The sequence below is a fragment of the Mesorhizobium sp. M2A.F.Ca.ET.039.01.1.1 genome (assembly GCF_003998035.1).
Classification (GTDB): Bacteria; Pseudomonadota; Alphaproteobacteria; order Rhizobiales; family Rhizobiaceae; genus Mesorhizobium.
Genome location: NZ_RZRY01000756.1, coordinates 1 through 2794 on the forward strand (window position 1 = coordinate 1; position 2794 = coordinate 2794).

The window sequence follows — 2794 nt, forward strand, 5'->3', positions numbered from 1 at the left end:
GGCTAGTACCAGCGGCCAGTCGGAGGCGAAGGCGACCGTGTCTTTGGCGACGCCGAAATAGGTGTAGTTGCCGAGCAGCCCGAGCGAGGCGAGGCCGGCCAGGATCACCGCCGTCAGCACCAGCCCGTTGGTGCGCGCCTCATAGGCCCGGCCCATTTCCTCGATGGCGAAGACGATGCCGGCGAGCGGCGTGTTGAAGGCGGCGGCTATGCCGGCGGCGGATCCCGCCAAGATCAGCCCGCGCGCATGCGCCATGCCGCCCCAGCGCGCCGCCTGCAGCATCACCGAAGCGCCGACTTGCACCGTCGGGCCTTCGCGGCCGATCGAGGCGCCGCAGGCGAGGCCGGCGACGGTGAGCGCTATCTTGCCCACCACCAGCCTGAGCGACAGGATGCGGCTGCGATCGTCCTCGTCGCGCAGATGCCGCGCCGCGATCGCCTGCGGAATGCCGCTGCCTTGTGATCCCGGGAGGAAGGAATGCGCCAGCCAGGCGCAGAGCACGAACCCAAGCGGCGTCACGATCAAAGGCAGATAGAAGCGCCAGCCGCCCTCATTGCCGGTCATGACATGGAACAGGGCCTGCGCGCGGTCGGCGAGCAGGGCGAACAGGACGCTGATCAGGCCGATCGAGATGGCGCCGGCCCAAAAGACGAGCCGCGGCTGCCAGACGCGCCGCGACACCCACATGGCGTGGGAACGCCGAAGCATGCGGTATTTTCGCGATATGCCGGCCATGACGAGCCTCTTGCTGGTAGGCCCGGCCTAGCACAATGACGGCGCCGATCAACCCGCGAGGACGAGCCCGACGCCATGCCGGCAACGTCCAGGAACGGCGCTCAAGGAGATGTGATACAAAGGCAGATAACCCGCCGGCGTACCGGCCGGCGGGGAGGTCGGCACGCGCTGTCGGCGAGGTCACATCGCCATTTTTTCGCATTCCGCCTGGGCCTTCTTGGTCGACGTGTCGATCATGTAGGCCTTGCCCTTGGCGTCGGTGATCATCATCATGCAATGCTTGATGGGCTTGGCCATCTTCATCATGTCGGCGCTCATCTTGGCGTCCGGCATCATGGTGCCCATGTGTCCGTCCGGCATGATCGCGGTGACCTGGCCGCCCTTCATCATGGTCATGGCGCCCATTGTGTCCTCGGCGGAGGCCTGCGAGGCGCAAAGACCGGCGAAACCGGCAATGAGTGCGAACTTGATCGAGTGCATCTGAACAACTCCCATTGTTGAGGGGCATGGTCGCCCTCTTCCGGTTCGCCGACGCAGCGCGAATGGTTACGCCAACACGAATATGTGATCGATTTTCAGACGGCGGCAGCCGTCAGCGCCGCGCCTCGGTGCAGCAGGGGGGTCAAGATTTGTTGACCTCTGTGCCAGCCGAAATCGCTATCGCTTCGCATCGATCGGGCCATAAAGCAGTCCGGTGCGGTGGGGGTCCGGACCGGCAGGGCCGCACGACATCGACGCCGGCTTGATCGCGGATGGCTGGCGGGCGGGCATCGCTTCCTGCACGACGGAACTGGCGGACAATTGGAACAGCATCTCTTCGCGACCGAGCGCGACCCGCGTCTCAAGCTGATCATCCCGGCCATCGTCGCCATCGCCTTCCTGATGGAACAGCTCGATTCCACCATCCTCACCACCGCCATTCCGGCCATCGCGCAAAGCCTCGACACCACCCTGGTCCGGCTCAATCTGGCGATCACCACCTACATCCTGACCCTGGCCGTGTTCATCCCGGTCAGCGGCTGGTTCGCCGACCGGTTCGGCGCCCGCAGGATCTTCGCCCTGGCGCTCTTCACCTTCACCCTGGGCTCGGTTCTGTGCGGCGTGGCCGACAGCGTCGGCATGCTTTTGGCCATGCGCGCGCTGCAGGGACTGGGCGGGGCCATGATGACGCCGGTCGGGCGGCTGATCCTGCTGCGCTCCTTTCCACGCAGCGGGCTGATCACCGCCATGACCTACATGACCTTGCCGGCGATCGTCGGTCCCGTCATCGGACCGCTGCTCGGCGGCCTCTTGACCACCTACGCCTCCTGGCGCTGGATCTTTTATGTCAACGTGCCGTTCGGCCTCATCGGCATTCTCGCCGCCTTGCACTTCGTCGACGATTTCCACGGCGAAGAAGCCCAGCCTTTCGACTTCGCCGGCTTCCTCATGGTGGGTACTGGCGCGGCACTCCTGCAATTCGGCTTGGAGAATATCGGCAGGCCGATCATTTCGCCGCTGGCGACCATGCTGGTGCTGGCGGCCTCGGTCCTGCTGCTCTTCGCCTTCGGCCACTATGCGCGCCGAGTCGCGGCGCCCGCGGTCGATCTCACGCTGTTCCGCTTCCGCTCCTTCCGGGTCGGCACGCTGGCCGGCGGGCTCTGCCGCATCGGCCTCAACGGCGCGCCCTTCCTGTTGCCGCTGATGCTGCAGGTCGGCTTCGGCATGAGCCCGGTCACCTCCGGATCGCTGACCTTCGTCGGCAGCTTCGGCGCGCTGCTGATGCGGCCGCTGCTGTCCTTCTTCCTGCGGCGCTTCGGCTTCAAGGCCGTGCTGAGCGGCAGCGCCGTGGTCGGCTCTGTTGCCGTGGCGGGCTTTGCCCTGCTCGACGCCGACACCCCGCATTGGCTGATCGGCCTCTATGTCTTTTGCTTCGGCATTGTTCGTTCGGCGCAGTTCATGTCGTCCAACACGCTGTCCTACGCCGACCTGCCGGCCGAGAACCTCAGCCGCGCCACCAGCCTGGGCGGCGTCCTGCAGCAGCTCAGCGTCGCGCTCGGCGTTTCGATCGCCGCCATGG

General features: G+C 66.0%; 3 protein-coding genes. 1 reads left to right on the forward strand and 2 read right to left on the reverse strand.

Features of this window, described 5'->3' with window-relative positions; translation table 11 throughout:
• Positions 1-735: chloride channel protein (locus tag EOA24_RS33165; protein ID WP_189354434.1), on the reverse strand; the 735-nt coding region annotated here is incomplete at its 3' end.
• Positions 736-915: 180 nt separating this feature from the next.
• Positions 916-1215 carry a hypothetical protein gene (locus tag EOA24_RS33170; RefSeq protein WP_126080424.1) on the reverse strand — a complete coding sequence of 100 codons (300 nt, stop codon included), beginning with the start codon at positions 1213-1215 and terminating at the stop codon, positions 916-918.
• Between the two features lie 321 nt (positions 1216-1536).
• Between EOA24_RS33170 and EOA24_RS33175 the strand changes: the two genes are divergently transcribed.
• Positions 1537-2794 (forward strand): DHA2 family efflux MFS transporter permease subunit (locus tag EOA24_RS33175; RefSeq protein ID WP_127410535.1); only part of this gene is annotated, 1258 nt, incomplete at its 3' end.